Source organism: Georgenia sp. Z1344, assembly GCF_057652375.1.
In genome coordinates this window covers 1826993-1847274 of record NZ_CM172728.1, presented here as the reverse complement: position 1 = coordinate 1847274, position 20282 = coordinate 1826993, and the positions used below count along the sequence as shown (strand labels likewise).

The following is a 20282-nucleotide window of genomic DNA, read 5'->3' as shown; positions in this document are numbered from 1 at the left end:
CCGCATGACCGGACCGGCCGAGGAGCCGGGCACGAGCGTGCCCGAGGCGACGGGCCGTCCGGCATCCCCCGCCGGGACCACCACGCCCGACACCCCGGACACACCCGCCGACGACGCCGCGCACCACACGCAGGACGCGGCGCCCCGGGCGGGCGGGGCCGCACGGGACGGGGCCGACGACGCCGCGCACCACACGCAGGACGCGGCGCCCAGCCAGAGCCGCGCCCCCTCGGGCGAACCGGCGCCCGTCCCCCTCCCCGGAGCCGCGGACGAGACCCGTGACCGCACGGCGATCACGGCGGTCACGCCGGACGAGGACGGCGACGGCCCACAGATCGACCCGGTCAGCGGCCGCCCCGTCTACCTCCGCACGCCGGTGCCGCCGCCGACCGCCCGCGCACCGCGCCGCGAGGTCCTCCTCGTCGACGCGCTCGAGAGCCGTGTACGGCGCCCGGTCGACCTGCTCCGCCTGTTCACCGCGGTCCTGGGCCTCGCCCTCGTCCTCGTCCTCGCGGTCTACGCGCGCGGCACCACACTGGCGGTGACCGAGGACGTGCAGGACGCCGTCACCGGGTTCTTCCGGCAGCTCTTCCAGCTGCCCGTCACGGCGCTCGGCGGCCTGCTGACATTCTTCGTCCCGATCGCAGTGCTCGCCGAGCGCGCCTGGCGGCGACGATGGCGGTCCGCCCTCCAGGGCCTCGTCGCCGGCGCGCTCGGCGTCGGCCTCGCGCTCGGCTCGCTCGAGCTGCTCGACGCGCTCACGGGCTCGGAGCTGTTCACGTCGCTGACGATCACGAGCGTCGGCCGCGCCACGGTGGTCCTCTCGCCCTTCATCGCGGGGCTCGCCGGCGTGCTCACGGCGGTGGGTCCGGCGACCACGAACCGGGTCGCGCGGTGGTCGTGGAACCTGCTGTGGGTGGTGCTCGCCCTCGAGATCATCCAGGGAGCGCAGACCCTGCCGGGCGCCATCATCGCCGTCCTGCTCGGCGCGATCGCGGGCTACACCGTGCGGTACGTCGACGGGGTCACGCACGAGCGCGCGGACGGCACCTCGCTCGTGCGCGGCCTGCGCCGGGCGGGCATCGACGCCGTCTCGGTCATCCGCATGGACCGGCCGAGCCGCTCCGCCGTCGCGGCCTACACGGTGACCACCGAGGCGCCGCTGGGCTACATCGAGCCCGCCACCCCGGGACGCGTCGGCGCCGACACCGGACGGACGGGACGGACCGGACGCACGGACGACGACGCAGCAGCCACCACCGCCGGCATGCTCGACGCCGAGGAGCCGCCGAGCGCCGAGTCCCTCATGGCGGCCGTCGACGCCGCGGGGACCGACACGATCCGCCCGGACCCCGTGACCGACGTGCCCGCGCTGCTCGAGCGCGTGGGCTCCGAGGCCCACCCCGCGCGCCGCGGCGACTCCGCGCCCGGCCGCCAGTACGCCGTGTGGGACACCGCCGGCGCGCGGCACGACCTCCGCCTGCTCGACGGCGACCGGCAGGTCGTCGGCCTGCTGTCCTCGATCTGGGAGGCGATCCGGCTGCGCGGGATCGACCGCCGCCCGGTCACCTCGCTCAAGGACGCCGCGGGGCGCACGTCGCTCATGTCGCTCGCCGCGACGGCGGCCGGGGTGCGCACGCCGGCGATCTCCTCGGTGACGACGGCGCGGAACTCGGTCCTCGTCGTCGAGGATCATGTCGACGAGATCACCCCGATCGACGAGGTGCCCGCCGAGGACCTCCAGGACGACGTCCTCGACGACGTGTGGCGCCAGCTCCGCCGCGCCCACGCCGCCGGCCTCACGCACCGCGACCTCACCACCGAGAACGTGCTCGTCGACGGCTCGGGCGCGGTGTGGCTCGTCGGCTGGGAGGCGGGCGAGGTCGCCTCCACCGAGCTCTCCCGCCGGATGGACCTCGCGCAGACCCTCGCGCTGCTCGGCGTCGTCGCCGGTCCCGAGCGGGCGCTCGCGTCCGCCGGCCGCGCGCTCACCCGCGAGCAGATGGCCGCCGTCGCGCCCGTCCTCCAGCGGGTCGCCCTCCCGGTCTCCACGCGGCAGGAGCTCCGGCGCAGCCCCCAGCTGCTCGGCTCCCTGCGGGACACGCTCGTGGCCCTCGTCCCGACGGCGGACGTCCCCCCGATCCAGCTCGCGCGGTTCTCGGTCTCGCGGGTCGTCATGACGACGCTGCTCCTCGTGGTCGTGTACGTCCTCATCACCTCGCTCAACTTCCAGGAGGTCTGGACGACCCTGACGTCGGCCGACCCCACCCTCATGGCGATCGCCTACGTGCTCGGCCTGGCCACCTACATCGGCGCGGCGATGTCCCTCATGGCGTTCTCGCCGAACCGGCTGCCGTTCGGGCAGACCGTCCTCGCGCAGGCGGCGGGGGCGATCGTCGCGCTCGTCGCGCCGGCGGGCATCGGTCCGGCCGCGGTCAACATGCGGTTCCTCGCCAAGCACAAGGTGTCGACGCCGCTCGCGGTCGCCTCGGTCGCGCTCGTGCAGGTCTTCCAGTTCGTGGCGACGATCCTCCTGCTCGTCCTCGTCGGGCTGACGACCGGCTCGGTGGGGACGCTCAGCCTGCCGAGCGGCTCGGTGCTGTGGGGCGCCGGGGCGGTGATCGTGGTCGTGGCGGTCGCGCTCGCGGTGCCGCCGGTGCGGCGCTGGGTGTGGTCGAAGACGGCGCCCACGATCAAGCAGATCGGGCCGCGCATCATGTGGCTCGTCTCGAGCCCGCAGCGGCTGATCGTCGGCGTGTCCGGCAACCTCCTGCTCACCGCGTTCTACGTGGCGACGTTCGGATTCTGCCTCGCGGCGTACGGCGAGTCGCTGCCGCTGACGACGCTCGCGCTCACCTACCTCGTCTCCAACTCGGTCGGCGCGCTCATCCCCTCCCCGGGCGGCATCGGGCCGGTCGAGGCGGCGCTCACCGGCGGCCTCACCGTGGCGGGGATCCCGCCTGCCACGGCGCTGTCCGTCGCGCTGCTCTACCGGCTGCTGACGATGTGGGGCCGCGTCCCGATCGGCTGGGGCGCCCTGACCTACCTGCGGCGGAAGAACCTCGTGTGACGGGTCGGGCGCAGCGCGGCCGGCCCGTCGGGTCATCGCCGCGCCGCTGGGACGACCACCTCGTGCCGTGGCTCGTGGCGGCCGCGGCCGCGCTCGCGTACGTCGCCCTCGCATGGCCTGCGTGGCGGGACGTCGCGACGCCGTCGTGGGACCTCGGGATCTTCACCCAGCTCGCGCGCGCGTACAGCGAGGGCGGTCCGCCGGTCGTCGACATCAAGGGGCACGGGTTCAACCTGCTCGGCGACCACTTCCACCCCCTGCTCGTCCTCCTCGGGCCGCTCTACCGGCTGCACCCGTCGGGGTGGACGCTGCTCGTCACGCAGGCGGTGCTGCTCGCGCTCTCGGCGGTGCCGATCACGTCGGTCGCCCGGCAGATGCTGGGGCGCGCGGTGGGCACGGTCCTCGGCGTCGGGTACGCGTTCTCGTGGGGGCTGCAGGGCGCCGTGCTCGCGCAGTTCCACGAGATCGCGTTCGCCGTCCCGCTGGTCGCGATGTCGCTCGCCGCGTTCCTCCGCGGCCGCGCGCTCGCCACGGCGCTGTGGGCCGCGCCGCTCGTGCTCGTCAAGGAGGATCTCGGCCTGACGGTCGCCGCGCTCGGCCTCGTGCTGGTGTGGCGGGCGGCGCCGCCCGGGCATCGGTCGGACCACGCGCCCGACGACGAACCCCCTGCTCGGCAAGCCGCCCTGTCCGACTCACGGCCCGGCGCGCCGGCCGAACCACGCACCTCGTCGCCGCCCGGCCTGCGGGAGCGCGCCCGCTCCTTCGTCACCCGCACGACCACGGCACTCGACACCCGCGACGGCCGGATCGGCGCCGTGCTGACGATCTGGGGCGTCGTATGGGTGGTGCTCGCCGTCGTCGTCATCCTTCCCCTGCTCAACCCCGGCGGCGAGTACGACTACGTCGGGCGGATCGGCGAGGAGCACTCCGACTGGTTCGCGACGGTCGTGACGATCCTGTGGCCGCCGGTCAAGGTGGTCACGCTCGTGCTGCTCGTGCTCGCCGCGGGGATCGTCGGCGTCCGCTCGCCGCTGGCCTGGCTGCTGCTTCCCACCCTCGCGTGGCGCTTCGTCGGCAACGTCGAGTACTACTGGGGCTGGGAGTGGCACTACTCGGCGATCCTCATGCCGGTGGTGGCGGCGGCACTGATCGACGTCGTCCGCCGGCCGCAGTGGCCCGACCTCGCCCGGTCGGTCGCGGTGGTGGCCTCGGTGGCGAGCACGCTCGCGGTGTGGCCGACGCTCCCGCTCGTCACCACGTTCGGGGACGGGCCGCCGGAGCCGAGCATGCGCATCGACGCGGCGCACGCGGCCGTCGCGGCCGCCGGCGCGGTCACGCCCCGCCACGGCGACGAGCCGCTCGTCGTCGGCGACATCTTCCTGCTCGCGCACCTCGTCCCCACGACCGACGTGCACTGGATCGGCAACGAGGGGAACCCCGTGCCGGACGCCGTCGTGCTCGACACGTGGCGGCGCGAGCCGGGCGATCAGGACGTCGAGGTCGTCGCCGAGCGCGAGTTCCCGGGCTGGGACTTCGAGGTGGTCCAGGACGAGCTCGGGTACGCGGTCGCGGCGCTGGTCGGGCCGCGCGACTGACGTGGCGGCGCACGGACCTCGCGGCGCACCGGAGGGCCGCGGTCCTATGGTGGGGGCGAGCGTCCGGAGTCCGGGCGCCGGCTCGTCGAGGAGGAACCCACCGATGTCACGCCCGTCCGCCCGCACCGCAACGACCTCGTCGATCTCCCCGGCGGCCCGGCACGGCGCAACGGGCGGGGGCGGCGCAGCGACCAGGCACGACGTACCGGGCGGTGACGGCGCCACGGCCGCCTCCCGGACCTCGCCCCGACGGCGAGCCCTGGCCGTGCGCGCCGTCGCGGTCGCCACGTTCGCCTCGCTCGGCCTCGGGCTCGCGGCCACGCCGGCCCTCGCGCACGACACCCTCGTCGAGTCGGACCCCGCCGACGGCGCGACGCTCACGGAGGCGCCGGAGGAGGCGGTCCTGACCTTCTCGGCCGACCTCACCTCGAGCGGCGCCGTCGCGGTGCTCCAGGGCCCGGGCGGCGAGGAGATCGAGCTCGAGGAGCCCGAGTACGACGGCCGCGACGCCGTCTGGGAGCTCCCCGAGGTCGAGGCCGGCGAGCAGGTGCTCGTGTGGTCGGTCATCTCCTCCGACGGGCACCGCATCGAGGGCGAGCTCCCCTTCACCGTCGAGACCTCGGGCGACGGCGCGGCTGACGGGGACGGCGCTGACGACGACGCAGCAGACGACGCCGACGACACCGACGGCGCGGCGGGCAGCTCCGACGACGACGCCGGCGAGGACGGCGCTGACGACGACGCGGACGACGCGCAGGACACCGGTTCTGCGCCCGCGGCCGCCGCCGACGGCTCCGGCGAGACCACGTCCGACGACGCCGGGGCCGACGACGACACGTCCGATGACTCCTCCGACGACGCCGGCGACGGCTCCGACGAGGCCGGCTCCGACGAGGACTCCTGGCTCCCCGGCAGCCGCAACGCGTGGATCATCGGCGGTCTTGCGCTCGTCGTCGCCGTCGCGGCCGCCGTGTGGTTCTTCGCGGTCCGCAACCGCGGCAAGGAGACCGACGCCAAGGACCGCCGCGACGAGTCCGACGACCAGGTGTTCTGACCTTCGCGCACCCGCTCCACCCACGGCACGCATCCGCTCCGCGCGCGCTGACCACCCACCGTCGCCGGCGCCAGCCACCCGCTGACCGCCCACGCCGCCGACCCCGGCGCGGTGCCACGATGGGGGGATGGACGTTCCCAACGCGACCGCGGTGAGCCGGGCCGCGCACCTGCTGCGCCCCGTCGTGCGCCGCACCCCGCTCGAGACGAACCCGCGCCTGTCGGAGGCGGTCGACCACCGGGTCCTCCTCAAGCGGGAGGACCTCCAGCTGACCCGCTCGTACAAGGTCCGTGGCGCCTACACGGTGATGGCGGGGCTCACCGAAGAGCAGCGCGCCGCGGGGGTCGTGTGCGCGTCGGCCGGGAACCACGCGCAGGGCGTCGCGCTCGCGTGCGCGCGCCTGTCGATCCACGGCACGGTCGTCCTCCCGGGCACGACGCCGCGGCAGAAGCGCGCCCGCATCGCGGAGATCGGCGGCAGCTGGGTGACGACCGTCGTCGTCGACGGTCCGTTCGAGGACGCCGACGCCCGCGCCCGCGAGCTCGTCACCGAGCAGGGCCTGACCTACGTCCACCCGTTCGACCACCCGCTGACGATCTCGGGGCAGGGCAGCGTCGGTGTCGAGATCGCCGAGCAGAGCGCGGACCGGGGCGAGCGGCCGGGTGTCGTCGTCGTGCCCGTGGGTGGTGGCGGTCTTCTCGCGGGTGTCGCGCTCGCGCTGAAGAACCGCGTGCCGGGGGTGCGGATCGTCGGCGTCGAGCCGGAGGGGGCGGCGTCGATGCAGGCGGCGCTGGCCGCGGGCGGGCCGGTGCGGCTCCCCGAGGTCGACGCGTTCGTCGACGGTGCGGCCGTCGCGCGCGCGGGGCAGGTCGGCTTCGACATCGCGCGCGACCTGGTCGACGACATCATCTCCGTCCCCACCGGCGCCGTGTGCACCGAGATGCTCGCGATGTACCAGACCGACGGGATCATCGCCGAGCCGGCCGGGGCGCTGGCGACGGCGGCGGTCGCGAACGGGCTCGTCGAGGTCGGGGACGCCGGGCCGGTCGTCTGCATCGTCTCGGGCGGGAACAACGACGTGTCGCGGTATGCCGAGATCGTCGAACGCTCGGCGATCCACGAGGGGCTGCGGCACTACTTCCTCGTGACGTTCCCGCAGGAGCCCGGGGCTCTGCGGAGCTTCCTCGAGGAGACGCTCACCGGCGACGAGGACATCATCCACTTCGAGTACACGAAGAAGAACAACCGGGAGACCGGCCCCGCGCTCGTCGGCATCGACCTCGCGCGCGCCTCCGACCGCGCCGGGCTCGAGGACCGGATGGAGCGCTCGCACATGCGGATCGAGCGGCTCACGCTCGGGAGCGGCGTGCTGGGGATGCTGCTGTGAACACCGCGTCCGACGGCGCCGCTCCGGCCGACGGGCCCGCACCCGACGTCGGCGGCTCCCCAGCCGACGGGTCCGCACCCGACGACGGCGGCTCCCGAGCCGACGGGCCCGCACCCGACGTCGGCGCCTCCCCGGCCGACGGGTCCGCCCCCGACGTCGGCGGCTCCCGAGCCGACGGGACCTCGCCCGCCTCCGGCCTCTCCCCCACCACGCGGCTGGTCATCACCGCGGCGCAGGCATACGCGGCGCTGCCCGGCGTCGTCGGGGTCGCGGCCGGCGGCTCCCTCGCGACGGGTCAGGAGGACGCGCGTTCCGACGTCGACCTGTACGTCCTCTCCGACGGCGGGCCCCCGCCCGTCGAGCTGCGCCGCGCGGTCGTCGAGGCGCTCGGCGGTGCGCGCCGGCTCGACCTCGACCAGCGCTACTGGGACGTCACCGACGTGTGGACGCACGCGAGCGGCACCGACCTCGACGTCATGTTCTGGGAGACGAGCCGGGTGACCGACCGCCTCGACGCCGTGCTCGAGCGCCACGAACCGTCCGCGGGGTACACGACGGCGCACTGGCACACGGTGCGGCACTGGCTGCCCGTGGCCGACCCCGACGGGTGGGTCACGCGTGCCCGGGAGCGTGCGCTGGCGGAGTACCCGGAGGAGCTGCGGGCGGCCGTCGTGCGGCACTGCTGGCCGCTCGTGCGCGGGACGATCACGAGCTTCCCCGCGCAGATCGCCACCGCAGCGGCGCGCGAGGACCTCGTCGCACTCAACCATCGCGTGGCCGAGCTGCTGGCCGTCGTCCACGACGTCGTGCTCGCTGTCAACCGCGTGCCGCACCCCGGGGAGAAGCGGCTCGGCACGCGCGTGCCGGAGCTGTGCCGCTCGCTCCCCGAGGGCTTCTCCGAGCGCACGACGGCGGTCCTCACCTCCGCCGCCGATCCCACCTCGGTGGTCGGTGCGGTCGTGCGGCTCGTCGATGCCCTGGAGGCGTGGCTGCGGGTCGAGATGCCTGGGGTCGAGATGCCCGGGGTCGAGATGCCTGGGGTCGTCTCGCCTCGCACGGGGTTGTAGCTCGGGTCTCTTAGCGCAGGACTCGTCGCGCAGGTCCCGTAGGCGCGTGGCGCCCTCGCGGGCGGTCCTCTCACCTCCCACGACGGCCTGACGCGGGTGTCGCACGTCGGCGCGCCCTCGCGGTCGCCACCTCGCCTCCCACGTCGTCGCAACGCGTCTCACCTGGCGCGCTCTCGCTGACGGGCCCTTCACATCGCACGACGCCGCGGCGCGGCCCACGTAGGCCGGCGCACCCTCCCAGGTCGCCACCTCACCGCACACGACGCCGAAGCGCACCTACCGCAAGCCGGCGCGACCTCACAGGTCGCCACCTCGCCCCCCACGAGGCCAAAGCTCCGCTCTTCGTCGGCGTGCCGCGCGCCTCGGGTGCTCTACGTCCGCGCCTGCGCGCACCGCGACGTCGCACCCTCGCGACCTCCGCGGCGCCGCACCGCAGACCCAGACCTCCACGCCGCCGCACCGCAGACCCAGACCTCGACGCGCTGGACGGCCACACCACCGCGCCACACTCCCGGACCTTTGCGCCGCTGGGCGGTCCCCCGGTCACACCCCGATACTGCTGTTTGCTTGCGGTCAATGCCTCTACATGCAGGTCTATTACCAGCCTGTCCACAGATTTACGCTGAGTCCTTCCATGTGTCGTTTGATACCGGTAGAGTGAAGACTGTTCGAACACGCGTTCGGATAGTTCCGGCTCGACGACGAGGGAGGCAGCAGCAATGACGACCCACGACTCCGACGCCGACACCACCACTGCCACCCCCTCGTCGGCTCCGGTCACCGTCATGGACTCGCCGACAGCAACCAGGCAGCCACCGCTCCCACCGAGCAGCGGCAGCGGCAGCGGCAGCGGCAGCGGCAGCGGCAGCGGCAGCGGCAGCGGCAGCGGCAGCGGCAGCGGCAGCGGCAGAATAATTACGAGCAAGAGCACGAGCACGAGCACGAGCACGAGCACGAGCACGGGCGACCATCCCAAGGACGCCGGCTCGACAGACGCACGAGGTTCGGCGCTGCCGGTGCTGGGTGCGACGGACGTGCGCGCGATGCGCGACGCGCTGGTCGGGCTCCGCCGCGATAACGAGGCCGACGCGATCGAGCAGATCACCGCCCTGGACGAGCTCGTTGCCGCCGCCCACGCCGCCCAGGCCCGGGCTGCCGCGGACCTGCGACACACGCGCATCGAAGCCGAGCGCGCCAGAGGTGTCCCGGTTGCGAAACAGGGCGCCGGCCTGGCGCAGGAGATCGCGCTCGCCCGCCGCACCACCGGCGGTCGCGGAGAACAAGCACTCGCTCTAGCCCGGGCTCTGGACGAGGACCTCCCCCACACCCTCGACCTCATGGAACAGGGCCAGGTCACCGAGCACCGGGCGGCCATCGTCATGCGCGAGACGTTCGGCCTCGACCCCGCCGACCGGCGCGACGTCGATGCCCGGCTGGCCCCCGACCTGCCCACCATGAGCGATCACCAGGCCCACACCCACACGCGCAAGCACGCCATGGAGCTCGACACCGAGCACGAGAGCGCCCGCCGGAAGCACGAAGCCGCCCAGCGCCGGGTCACGATCCGCGGTGGAAAGGGCTCGATGGCCTACGTCACCGCCCATCTCCCCATGGCCGACGCCGTCCGGGTCCACGCCTCCCTCGTCACCCAGGCCCACGCGATCACCAACGACGGGGCAGCCGACGGCCGGACCCGGCACCAGATCGCCGCCGACCTCCTCGTCGAGCACGTCACCGGCACTGCTGTCACCGAACCCCGCGACATCGAGCTGAACATCGTCATGCCCGCCGGCACTCTGGTCGGCGGGAACGAGCCCGCCTGGATCCCCGGCGTCGGCCCGCTCCCCGCCGCCATCGCCCGCGACCAGGTCCGCGACGCCGGCTCCGTCTGGTTCACCCGACTGTGGACCGACCCCGCCCACGGCGGCGTGCTGACCACCGAGTCCCGCTCCCGCGCCTTCACCGGCCGCCTCCGACAGCTCATCCTCAGCCGGGACGACACCTGCCGGACTCCCTACTGCTCCAACCCCGCCGAGCACGCCGACCACACCACCAGCCATGCCCGCGGCGGACGCACCACGGCCGAGAACGGCACAGGGCTCTGCGCCACCTGCAACTACGCCAAGCAGAACCCCCAGTGGCACCACACCACAAGCCCCGACGGCAGCCACGAGGTGCGTACCCCGACCGGCCACCGGTACACCGTCCCCCGTTCTCCTTTCCCCTACCGCCACACACCCGCGCCAGAGATCTCCCCCGAGAAGTACCGGGAGATGAAGGATCGCATTGCCGCCCGCGTGGCCAACAATCGCGCTCCCGAACGCGAACGGGAACGCAAACGAGTACGAGAGCGAGAACGAGAACGGGAACGCAAACGAGTACGAGAGCGAGAACGAGAACGGGAACGGGAACGGGAACGGAAGCAGGAACAGGACCGCGCAGACGAACTCGTTCCCGACTAGCACCTCCACGCCCACACACAGCAGGACGCCCGGCCCCCAACGGCACATCTGCCGCTGGTGGACCGGGCGTCAAGCGCGCCGTCGGGCCTCAGGTGTCAGGTGTCAGATGTCAGGCCGAGGGCCTACGGCCCCGAGCTCGCGTCGGCATCGGTAGTCGGCGCGGAGTGGCGCCCGGCCCTGGCGTCAGCACGTCGGGTGTCGCCGTCCTCGGCATCACGCACGTGCTTCCCACCGGCGCCAGTGGCGGAACCTGACCGAGCCCCGTCCATGTCCCCGTCCATGTCCCCGGCCACGGCCACGGCCCCGTCCCCGTCCCCGGCCGGCGCCGCACCGTGCTCGACCTCCTCGACGAGCGCCGATCCCTCGACGTCGACGTTCGGCACGACCTTGTCGAGCCAGCGCGGCAGCCACCAGGCCGAGCGCCCGAGGATGTGCAGGGATGCCGGCACGATGAGCATCCGCACGACGAACGCATCGAGCGCGACGCCGACCGCGAGGCCCACGCCGAACGACTTGATCATCACCGAGTCCGAGGTGATGAAGCCCGCGAACACGGCGATCATGATGAGCGCGGCCGCCGTCACCACGCGCCGGCCCGCACGGAAGCCCTCGGCCACCGCCTCCCGTGCGCTCGCTCCGTGCACGTACGCCTCGCGCATGCCCGTGGTGAGGAACAGCTGGTAGTCCATCGCCAGCCCGAACAGCACGCCCACGACGATCACGGGCAGGAAGCTGAGGATCGGGCCCGTCGTGTGGACCCCGATCAGCTCGGCGAGCCATCCCCACTGGAACACGGCGGTGGCCACGCCGTAGGTGGCGAACAGCGACAGCACGAACCCGGCGGTCGCCACCAGCGGCACGAGGAGCGAGCGGAACACCGCGACCATGATGAGGAACGACAGTCCGACGACGACCGCGAGGTAGCCCGGCAGCGCGTCCGAGAGCCCCTCGGAGATGTCGATGTTGATGGCCGACTGCCCGGCGACACCGAGCTCGTACTCGCCGCTCACCGGAGGCAGGGCGCGCAGGTCGTTGACGAGCTCCGCCGTCGACTCGCCGTTGGCGTCCTCCTCCGGCAGCACCTGGAAGGAGGCGAGCGTGCCGTCCTCGGACACGGCGATCGGCGCGACGGCGACCACAGCCTCCTGCGAACCGATCTCGCGGACGACCTCGACCTGGGCCTCGAGCAGCTCGTTCTCGTCGAGGCCGCCGGGCAGGTCCGCCGTGACCAGCAGCGGCCCGTTCGCGCCCTCCCCGAACTCCTCGGAGACGATCTCGTACGCGCGGTAGGCGTCGGAGTCCACCGGCTCGTTCTCACCCGTCGGCAGGCCGAGGCGCATGTCCAGCGCCGGGATCGCGAGCACGAGCAGAGCGACGACGCCGACGAGCACCCGGCCGACCGCCGAGCCCATCGACATCGGTCGCACAGCCTTCCTGCCGGACGACGACGGGCTCGTCGCTGCGTCGTTCGTCGTCGTACCGGTGTCTCCGGGTCCCTCGACCGCGACCCCGCCCGCACTCTCGGCGAGCGCCGCCTCGCGGCGCGCCCTCCCCTTGCGACCGAGCATGCGCAGGCCGGCCATCGACAGGAGGGCCGGCGTCGCCGTGACGGCGAGCAGCACGGCCACGACGATGCTCACGGCACCGGCGGTGCCCATGATCCCGAGGAACGGGATGCCGACGACGTTGAGCGCGAGCAGCGCGAGCACCACGGTCGCGCCGGCAAACACGACCGCCGTCCCCGCGGTCCCGTTCGCGAGAGCGATCGACCGGCGCACGTCGACCCCCTCGAGCAGCTGCGTGCGGTGCCGATTGATAATGAACAACGAGTAGTCGATACCGACGGCCAGCCCGAGCATGACGCCGAACACGGGCGTCACCGAGGACATCTGCACGACCCCCGAGAACGCGAGGGTGGCGAGCGAGCCGATCGCCACGCCCATGACCGCGGTGACGATCGGGAACGAGGCGGCCAGGGCCGAGCCCAGCACGACGACCAGGACGATGCCGGCGATGACGACACCGATGACCTCGCCGATCCCGAGGATCTCCGGGACGGTCTGCGACAGGTCGGAGGCGGGGACGATCTCCACGCCCTCGATCTCGGCGGACTCGACGACGTCGACGACCGCCTGCCGCGAGGCGTCGTCGAGCTCGAGCATGGGCTCGCTGAAGGAGACGGTGAGGCGCGCGGTCGAGCCGTCCTCGGAGACGACCCCGATGCCCTCGGAGTGCTCGAGGAGCTCGGCGCCCAGCTCCGTCTGCGTGCGGCCGGCGTCGAGCTCGGCCTGCCCGGTCTCGAGCTCGGCGAGCCCGTCGTCGATGCGCTCCTGCTCGGCGTCGAGCTCGGCGCGCTGCTCGTCGAGGAGGGTCTGTCCGGCGTCGATCTCGTCCGTCGGGGCGCCCGCGGCCTCCGCCTGCTCGCGCGCCCCGTCGAGCCTGGTCTGCTCCTCGTCCAGCGCGGCACGCCCCTCGTCGAGGAGCGCCTGGCCGTCCTCGAGCTCGGTGCGGCCGGCGTCGAGCTCCGCCTGACCCGACTCGACCTCGGCGGCCCCGGACTCGAGCTCGGCGGCGCTGCCGGCGAGCTGCTCCTGGGTGGCGAAGGGATCGACGACGGCGGCCACGTCGTCCTGCTGCTCGATCTCCGCACCGAGGTCGGCGACGGCGGAGATCTGCTCCTCGGTGAACGCCCCGTCCTCCGAGCGCAGGACCACCGTGCCGGTGGCGCCGCTCTGGTCGGGCAGCTCCTCCTCGAGCTCGGCGATGACCTCCGACGACGCCGTGTCCGGCATGTCGAACGATCCGGTCAGCGTGCCGGCGAACGCGGCGAACGCACCACCGGCCAGGATCAGCACTGCGAGCCACGCCCCCAGCACCGCCTTCGCGTGCCGCGCGGCGAACCTTCCTACCCCGAACAACCATCCGGCCATGAACGTGCCACTCCCCGACGTCGACAGGCCGCCGCAGGCACGGATCGGCCTGCGTTAGGATAAGACGAGACGTTTCGTCTCGTCAACGAGATCCGGCCGCCTATGGTGACGGCCACAGCAGGAAGGACGCCGACGCCATGACCTCGACCCGCAGCGGACCCGTCCGGTCCGAGACGGCCCGGCTCGCGATCCTCGAGGCGACCGCCCGACTCTTCGACGAGCACGGGTACGACGCCATGACGATGGCCAGGATCGCGACCGAGGCCGGCGTCGGCAAGCAGACGATCTACCGGTGGTGGAGCTCGAAGGCCGACCTGGTCGCCGAGTGCCTCGTCGAGGGGATGCTGCTTCCCGTCGACGTCGTCGTCCCGGACACCGGCGACCTGCGGGCCGACCTCGTCAGCTGGATCCTCGCGATCTTCCGCACCGTCGGCCGGCCCGAGGGCGAGGGCACTGTGCGCTCGCTCATCTCCGCCAGCATCGAGAGCGCCGACATCGGCCTGCGCGTGCGCGACAGCCTGACCGGCGAGGAGTCCCTCGCGTCCCGCCTGCAGGCCGCGACCGGAACGTCGGCCAACCTCTACCCCGGCGCGCCTCTGGACGAGATCGCCGAGTCGCTCGTCGGCACGGTGGTCCTCAGGGTCATCAGCCGCACGCCGCCGGAGCCCGCGGAGGCGCAGCGGATGGTCGACGCCGTCCTCGGACCGCCGACGAGATAGGCCGCCCCGAGTCCCATCGCGGCCTCCCGTCCTCTCGCCCTACCCTGGAGGGCATGAGTCGCCGCCTCCCGCCCGGCCGATGGGTGCCGAGCGTCGGCCGGCGCCGCGCCCGCACGACCGGCCTCGTACTGTCCGGCGGAGGCTCGCGTGCCGACTTCCACCTCGGCGCGCTGCGCTACCTCTACGACGAGGTCGGCATCGAGCCCAAGGTGATGGCGGGCGCCTCCGCGGGCGCGATCGTCGCGGCGATCCTCTCCCAGGGCCGCACCCGGGACGAGCAGCGCGCCTGGCTCGACCACCTCGACACGCTGTGGCGCTCGATGGACTCCCCCGACGCCATGTTCCGGCCGCTCCCCTGGTGGAAGGCCCTCAGCGAGCGCGGTCCCGGCTACCTCCAGCTCCTCGACCCGGTCAACCGCGGCAGCACCCAGCGCACATCCACGCCCCCGGGCACGGTCCCGGAGACCGCGGCCGAGGCGCGCGCCGCACGGGCCACGCAGGGCGAGGAGCCCGAGCGGGGCTGGAGCGCCGCCCAGATCGTCCAGATGATCGGCAACCTCCCGGCGCTCGGGAGAGCGGGCGGCGATCTCGCCGCGATCCTGCGCAGCGCCTCCGAGGCGAGGTCGATGTACACGCCGGGACTCGTCGTCGACTCACTCATCGACACCGAGACGTTCGATCCTGCGCGCGTGCGAGCCTCCGGCGTCGTGCTCCGCATCGCGATGGTGGGACTGCAGTCCGGCGAGCTGCGCTTCGCCGACCAGGACGGGGTCATCCGCGACCGGGGCGACGTCCCGCTCCTTGGGGACGACGGCGAGCCGGTGACCGCCGCCGACCTCGCCCTCGCCGTGTGGGCCTCGTGCGCGATCCCCGCGGTCTTCGAGCCGATCCCCATCGCCGGCGAGCACTACATCGACGGCGGCGTGCGCGAGAACCTGCCCGCCGACGTCGTCATCGACAAGCTCGGCGTGCCCGACGTCTGGGCGATCGTCTGCCACCCGCCCGGCGCCGACGCCGGCGACTCCCCGGTCGGCACCGACATCGTCTCCGTCATGATGCGCACGGGAACCTCGATCATGTCCGACGAGCAGCTCCGCGACGAGGTCGTCTTCGCCCGCAGGGCGGGTGCGCGAGTCGTCCACGCGACCGTCGACGTCCACGACACGATGACGGTGGACCGGGGCCTGACGGCGCTCATGGCCGACCACGGCTGGATCCGGGCCGCGCAGACCCATCTCGGGGCGAGCGAGGCGGACGAGGACGCCGGCTCGGCGCTCATCCGCGCCCGACGCCGCGCGTGGGAGATCGAGGAGCTCATGCTCGCGCCCGACGGGTCCGGGAGCGTCCAGCCCCCCGACGGCGCCTCGGGGCTCGCGAGCCTCGCGCGTCCCTCGTCGGCCGGCGCACGGGCGCCCACGGCCACACCGGCCACACGCACTCCCGAGGCGGGCCGCACCTCCGCCGCCCGCACCCCCGAGGCCGGCCGCCCGCCCGCGCATCGCACGGACCTGCGCACCGAGCTCCGCCGCCTCCTCCACCGCGAGCCGGCGGGCGACTCCCGCACGGGTCTCGTCGAGGAGCTGACCGCGGTGAAGACCGAGATCCGCGCCCTCCTCGAGATCCTGCCCGCCGGGCACGTCCCCGCCCACGCCGACTCGTGGTGGCGCACGTGGGAGACCCACGGCGAGCAGATCGAGGCCCCGCCGCTCTGGCGGCTCGACGACGACGACGCCGGCACGTCCGGCGCGCCGCCGTCCGGCGGCGCCTGAGGCGTCGCGCGGCGCCCGAACCCACCGGGCGGGTGACGCCCGCGGCACCCCGGGCCGCACGTACCCGCAGGGTGGCGCCAGAGGCGTCGCGCGCAGCACCCCAACCCACCGGGTGGCACGCTGGTGCCATGCGCGCCACCGTCCTCCACGCCGCCCGCGACATACGGGTCGAGGACCGCCCCGACCCCGCCCTCCTCGCCCCCACCGACGCCGTCGTCCGCATCACGGCCGCGTGCGTCTGCGGCTCCGACCTGTGGCACTACCGGGGGATCGTCCCCGTCGAGGAGCCCCGCACGATCGGGCACGAGGCGGTCGGCGTCGTCGAGGAGGCGGGCGGGGAGGTGACGACGGTTCGCACGGGGGACGTCGTCGTCGTGCCCTTCGCGTTCTCGTGCGGCGAGTGCTTCTCGTGCCGGAACGGCATCCAGACCTCGTGCGAGCGCGGCGGGTTCTGGGGCGCCCCCGACGGCGACGGACTGCCCACCGGACGCCTCCAGGCCGAGGCCGTGCGCGTCCCCTTCGCGGACGGCACGCTCGTGGGCGCAGGCCTCGACGCCGCCGACGTCGACGACACCCTGCTCGCCCACCTCCTCACGTTGTCCGACGTCATGGGAACCGGTTGGCACGCCGCCCGCGCGGCCGGGCTGCGCGAGGGAGCGACGGTCGCCGTGGTGGGGGACGGCGCCGTCGGGCTGTCCGCCGTGCTCGCCGCGTCCCGGCTCGGCGCGTCCCGGGTCGTCGCCTTCTCCCGCTACGCCGACCGGCAGGCTCTCGCGCGCCGCTTCGGCGCGACCGACATCCTCACCACCCGCGGCGACGAGGCCGCAGAGGAGCTGGGCGAGCTGCTCGGCGTCCCGGGCGCCGACGTCGTCCTCGAGGCCGTCGGCACCGACGAGTCGATGGACCAGGCGATCGCGTGCGCCCGGCCCGGCGGGACAGTCGGGTACGTCGGCGTGCCCAACGGCGTCACCCGAGGCATCCGGCCGCGCTCGTTGTTCGGCCGCAACGTCGCGCTCGCCGGCGGGGTCGCTCCCGCCCGCGCCTACCTGCCCGAGCTGCTTGCGGAGGTCACGGCCGGTCGGATCGAGCCCGGCGCCGTGTTCACCGCGAGCGTGCCGCTCGAGGACGTGGCCGAGGCGTACGCCGCGATGGACGAGCGACGCGAGATCAAGGTGATGGTCCGGCCGTAGCGGGTGGGCGGCCGGGCGGCCGGGCGGCCGGGCGGTGACGGACGCTACCCCTGGCTCGGCAGCCGGTTCTGTCCGAACTCCTGCGAGAACACGGGGCCGGTGACGGCGAGCTCCCGCTCGAACGTCGAGCGCCAGGTCGAGTACGGCTCGACGGCGAGGTGCTCGTTCCCGAACCGCGCGTCCGCCGTCACCTCGCTCACGCAGAAGTCGGGCACGACGAGGTCGACGACCGGGCCCCCGCGCTCGCACTCCGCCACGACGAGCGGCGCGTTGGCGCCGGCGAACTCGTCGATCACCCACCCGTCGTCGCCGAGCCAGACCGCGTGCCGGAGCTTGACCACGTGGTGCCGACCGCGTCTCACGAGCTCGACGGCGACGCCCGGGTCCAGCTCCCGCTCCGCCTCGTAGCGCGTCCCCCCGACGTGCGGACCCTTGGCCGTCAGCGCGGCGAACTCGACGCGCGGCGCCAGCTCGTCGAGCACCTCGTCGGTCCGCCCGAGGTCCGCCGCGGTCAGTCCCGCCCCCGGACCCTGGACGCGCACGCGCACCGCGTAGCCCTCGTCGGCCAGCAGGTAGGCCTGCACGATGAGGACGGGGTCCGCCTCGGCGGCGACGATCTCCGGCAGGCCCGCGCAGACGAACTTGCGCTCGAACTCGAAGTCCCCGTAGCCGGTGTCGCTCATGACCCGAACCTACTGCCCGCCCCCGCCGACGCACGGGACCCCGCCCCGCGACCGGTCGAGAGTGCGGTTCTGGTGCGCCACTCCGTTGAGATTGCGGTTGGGAACCCCTCCCATCGAGATTGCGGTTGGGAACCCCTCCCATCGAGATTGCGGTTGAGCCCCCTCCCATCGAGATTGCGGTTGGGAACCCGTGACCGGTCGAGTGTGCGGCTCAGGCGCCCACCCCATCACTTGCCGGGAGTGCGGTTCTGGTGCGCGCCCTCCGAGAGAACGGCTCGGGCGCGCGCGGGCGCGGACCGGCGATTACCGTGGCCGTGTGTCCGCCCCCCGCATGCTGCGCCGCGCCCTCGGCAAGGCTCTCCTCGCCGCCGTCCGCTACCGACTCGTCGCACCCGACGTCCGGGAGCCACGCGCGATCTTCATCGGCGCCCCGCACACCGCCCGCCTCGACTTCGTGCTCATGCTCGGCATCGCCTGGTCCCGCGACCTCACGCCCAAGGTGCTGATGAAGAGGGAGTACTTCGACGGCATCGCGGGCCCGTTCTTCCGGGCGCTCGGCGGTATCGCGGTCGACCGCGGGAACCCGGATGGACTCGTGGCCGACCTCGTCGCCCGGGCGGAGCGCGGCGAGCGGTTCCACCTCGTCATCACCCCGGAGGGCACGCGCGGGCGCCGCGAGCACTGGAAGTCCGGCTTCTACAGGATCGCGCTGGCCGCCGACCTGCCCGTGGTGCTCGGCTTCCTCGACTCGGTCACGCGCACCACGGGTCTCGGCCCCACGATCCGCCTCACCGGCGACGTCCGCGCGGACATGGACCGATTCCGGGCCTTCTACGCCGACAAGGTGGGCGTCCACCCCGAGCTCGGCACCCCGCCGTCGCTGGCCGACGAGGAGACGGCGACCTACGCGGACCCCGCGACGGCTCCGGCAGGCTGACGCACCCTGCGGTCCTGCGCCCGCCCGTCGGCGCGGGCCAACCGGCACGGACGACGGCACGGGCGCGGCGCCTTCTCGGGCGCCGCGCCCGCCGCACGGCCACCGGGCGCCCCACCGACGCTCGCCGCACGGCCACCGGGCGCCCCACCGACGCTCGCCGGCCCGCCTTCTCAGTGCTGGTGCATCGGCGCAGGCGCAGGCAGCCCGGCCTCCTCGCGCACCCGCGCCGCGTAGTCGTCGAGGAAGCGGAGGGCGTCGACGAGCGTCGTCGTCGTGATCTCGACGTCCATGTTGTGGATCGTCTCCCCCTCGGCGGTGGCAGCCTCGGCGACGGTCCGCAGCGAGTCGAGGTCGTCGACGTCGATCCCGGCCTCGACCAGCGTGTTCGGCAGGCCGACGCGCGTGGTGAACCGGATGTGCTCGTCGAGCTCCTCGGTGGGCGCCGACTCGAGGACGAGCTGCGTGGTGGTCCCGACGTTGACCTTCTCGCCGTGCGTGAGGTGGTGCGTCTGCGGCACGGCCGTCAGCCCGTCGTGGATCGCGTGCGCGGCCGCCAGCCCGCTCGACTCGAAGCCGAGCCCGGACAGGAGCGTGTTGGCCTCGACGACCCGGTCGACCGCCGGCGTGACGACGTTCCGCCCCACGGCGGCGATCGCCGGCAGCGCGTCCTCGTGGAGGATGTCCCAGCTCAGCCGGGCGAGCGCCTTCGCGGACATCGTCGCCTGACCGCCGGCCATCGTGGACTTCTTCGCGCGGGCGACGGCCCGTGCCTCCGGCCAGGTGGCGAGCGCGTCGCCGATCCCGGCCACGAGCAGCCGCGCCGGGGCGTTCGCCACGAGCTGCGTGTCGACGAGCACGAGGTCGGGGTTGCGCGGGAAGAACCGGTACTCCTCCATCGCCCCCTCCTCCGTGTAGACCACGGACAGGGCCGAGCACGGGGCGTCCGTCGACGCGATCGTCGGGACCGAGGCCCAGCGGATCCCGGCGAGGTGACCGGCCGCCTTGACGGCGTCGATCGTCGACCCGCCGCCCACGCCCGCCATGACGTCCGCGCCGAGCTCCTTCGCGCTCGCCGCGAGCGAGTCGATCGAGCGCGCCGTCGCGTAGCCCTCGAACGGCACGCGGTGCACCGGCAGGCCCTTCGCCTCGAGCGAGGCGGTGACGGTCTCGCGGACGATTCCCCACACGACGTCGTCCGCCACGATCATCGGCACCTCGCCGAGCCGCGCGAGCTCCTCCCCGATCGAGGCCATGGCGCCGCGGCCCTGCGTGTAGCGGGACGGGGCGATGAGAGACATGAGCGACTGGGCGGACATCCGGGTCTCCTTCGTGAGCCGTTGAATGGTTCACGAACCACGCTAGGAGCCGCGCCGGTCGGAGTCCCGGGCCGGAGGTCCCGGCACGGAGATCACGGCACGG

At 73.8% G+C, this 20282-nt stretch carries 13 protein-coding genes; 10 read left to right on the top strand and 3 right to left on the bottom strand.

Annotated elements, in window-relative coordinates; genetic code table 11:
- Positions 1-4: 4 nt before the first annotated feature.
- From AC24FB_RS08335 to AC24FB_RS08310, 6 genes are all read left to right on the top strand, one after another.
- Positions 5-3070 (top strand): lysylphosphatidylglycerol synthase domain-containing protein, encoded by a 3066-nt coding sequence (locus tag AC24FB_RS08335; RefSeq protein ID WP_425713875.1) that lies wholly within the window; start codon positions 5-7, stop codon positions 3068-3070.
- Positions 3067-4665, top strand: coding sequence for a DUF2079 domain-containing protein (locus tag AC24FB_RS08330; protein ID WP_425713876.1), 1599 nt, complete (start codon positions 3067-3069; stop codon positions 4663-4665). The genes AC24FB_RS08335 and AC24FB_RS08330 overlap by 4 nt, the downstream gene beginning before the upstream one ends.
- 103 nt (positions 4666-4768) lie before the next feature.
- On the top strand, positions 4769-5719 hold the full coding sequence (locus AC24FB_RS08325; protein WP_425713877.1) for a copper resistance CopC family protein: 951 nt from the start codon (positions 4769-4771) through the stop codon (positions 5717-5719).
- 127 nt (positions 5720-5846) lie between these two features.
- Complete coding sequence (gene ilvA / locus AC24FB_RS08320; RefSeq protein ID WP_425713878.1) at positions 5847-7106, top strand: threonine ammonia-lyase IlvA; 1260 nt, start codon at positions 5847-5849, stop codon at positions 7104-7106.
- Entirely contained in the window at positions 7103-8173 is a 1071-nt protein-coding gene (locus AC24FB_RS08315; protein ID WP_425713879.1) for a hypothetical protein, read from the top strand. The genes ilvA and AC24FB_RS08315 overlap by 4 nt, the downstream gene beginning before the upstream one ends.
- Positions 8174-8892: 719 nt before the next feature.
- The gene (locus AC24FB_RS08310; protein WP_487560158.1) at positions 8893-10635 is read left to right on the top strand and encodes an HNH endonuclease; all 1743 of its coding nucleotides are present in this window, start codon (positions 8893-8895) and stop codon (positions 10633-10635) included.
- A gap of 122 nt (positions 10636-10757) precedes the next feature.
- Here AC24FB_RS08310 and AC24FB_RS08305 read toward each other — a convergent pair whose 3' ends face one another.
- Positions 10758-13565: an MMPL family transporter gene (locus AC24FB_RS08305; protein ID WP_425713881.1), complete on the bottom strand. Its 2808-nt coding sequence runs from the start codon at positions 13563-13565 to the stop codon at positions 10758-10760.
- A gap of 137 nt (positions 13566-13702) precedes the next feature.
- On the opposite strand from AC24FB_RS08305, the gene AC24FB_RS08300 reads away from it, so the two are divergent.
- From AC24FB_RS08300 to AC24FB_RS08290, 3 genes are all read left to right on the top strand, one after another.
- Positions 13703-14284, top strand: a complete 582-nt coding sequence (locus tag AC24FB_RS08300; RefSeq protein WP_425713882.1) for a TetR/AcrR family transcriptional regulator — start codon at positions 13703-13705, stop codon at positions 14282-14284.
- Between the two features lie 53 nt (positions 14285-14337).
- Positions 14338-16053, top strand: a complete 1716-nt coding sequence (locus AC24FB_RS08295; RefSeq protein WP_425713883.1) for a patatin-like phospholipase family protein — start codon at positions 14338-14340, stop codon at positions 16051-16053.
- A gap of 128 nt (positions 16054-16181) precedes the next feature.
- Positions 16182-17243 (top strand): zinc-dependent alcohol dehydrogenase family protein, encoded by a 1062-nt coding sequence (locus tag AC24FB_RS08290; RefSeq protein ID WP_425713884.1) that lies wholly within the window; start codon positions 16182-16184, stop codon positions 17241-17243.
- Positions 17244-17287: 44 nt separating this feature from the next.
- On the opposite strand, the gene AC24FB_RS08285 is transcribed toward AC24FB_RS08290, so the two are convergent.
- The gene (locus AC24FB_RS08285; RefSeq protein ID WP_425713885.1) at positions 17288-17926 is read right to left on the bottom strand and encodes a CYTH domain-containing protein; all 639 of its coding nucleotides are present in this window, start codon (positions 17924-17926) and stop codon (positions 17288-17290) included.
- A gap of 316 nt (positions 17927-18242) precedes the next feature.
- Here AC24FB_RS08285 and AC24FB_RS08280 point away from each other — a divergent pair, with 316 nt between their 5' ends.
- On the top strand, positions 18243-18863 hold the full coding sequence (locus tag AC24FB_RS08280) for a 1-acyl-sn-glycerol-3-phosphate acyltransferase (RefSeq protein ID WP_425713886.1): 621 nt from the start codon (positions 18243-18245) through the stop codon (positions 18861-18863).
- A gap of 170 nt (positions 18864-19033) precedes the next feature.
- Here the strand turns inward: AC24FB_RS08280 and AC24FB_RS08275 are convergent, their stop codons facing one another.
- The gene (locus AC24FB_RS08275; protein ID WP_425713887.1) at positions 19034-20179 is read right to left on the bottom strand and encodes a glycerol dehydrogenase; all 1146 of its coding nucleotides are present in this window, start codon (positions 20177-20179) and stop codon (positions 19034-19036) included.
- Positions 20180-20282: the final 103 nt, after the last annotated feature.